At 63.2% G+C, this 1,095-nt stretch carries 1 pseudogene; it reads left to right on the top strand.

Annotation, left to right across the window (positions count from 1 at the left end):
* Positions 1-604: 604 nt before the first annotated feature.
* A pseudogene (locus ACP7AU_RS17700) lies at positions 605-1,095 on the top strand (hypothetical protein); the annotation flags it as partial.

Here is a 1,095-nt window from a genome sequence, read left to right as displayed (position 1 = left end):
GATCTGGGAAGGCTCTGTGCACGAGTTCTTCTCGATGGCCGACATCGTGCGTGACGCCAGAGAGGCTCAGGACTGGTCGTTCGGACGCCTCCGGATGGCCCTTCGCTGAGAGCCTGGCGCCCACGCTCCCTCCTTGCAGAACAGCCGACCGACCCTTCGCGGCGGCCCGATCCGGCTAGCAGTGCGCTGCACTTGAGCACGACATTGCCATCTGCGCCGAAACTGGACATCGGGTGAACTCACCGGAAGCGGACCTGCCGAACTGCGGCTAGGTACTGGAGTGTGCGACTGGAGCAGAAGCTAGCCACAGCTCTGAAGACACACACGCGCTTCCTGCTAGATCGCAAATTCCCGACCGACCTGGAAGGGCATGAATGGTCGGTCGGGAATCACGCCTGAGGCCTTACTCAAGCTCAGCCGTAACACAACGGCAGTGCCATTGTTCCTTGCTCATCTATTGAAGCGTCGCCCTGCCGGGTCATCACCAAGGTCTTGTATGGGTCGGCCACCGCCCACACTGCAGAACACCAGGCGACGATCATCGCCACAGCGATTGCGACCTTTGCCCTGTTCGAGGGCTGGCTCGGCGCATGGAACGACAACGATGACTGACGCCGTTCTTGCCCGCGATCAGGTCGATCTCACGAACTGCGATCGAGAACCGATCCACATTCCGGGGGCGATCCTGCCGCATGGAGCCATGCTGGTGGTCGAATGCACCAGCCTTCGCGTGCTGCAGGCAGCGGGAGATACCGAGGGCCTGCTCGGCCGGCCCATCGCCTCAATACTGTCCCGACCGCTCGACGACCTGTTTTCCGTTGACCAGATCAATCGCATTCGCGCGCTGTCCCAGGAGCCGGACTTGGTCAAGCCGCGCCACCTGCTCGACCCGGTTCTCCGCATAGAGGGGGGCGTTCCTCTAGACGCCCGCGCGCATCGGGTGGAGGGCGATCTGATCCTGGAGTTCGAGGCCGCAGCGACCGACGATGCCTTCGTCACGGATCCGCTGGCGGCTGTGCAGTTGATGGTCGAGGGGTTCAGCGCCGCGCCGTCGCTCTTTTCGCTCTGCCAGATGGCGACGGCGAGCGTGCGTCG

The sequence above is a fragment of the Brevundimonas sp. SL161 genome (assembly GCF_049896985.1).
Taxonomy (GTDB): domain Bacteria; phylum Pseudomonadota; class Alphaproteobacteria; order Caulobacterales; family Caulobacteraceae; genus Brevundimonas.
This window is presented reverse-complemented; position numbering and strand designations above follow the sequence as displayed.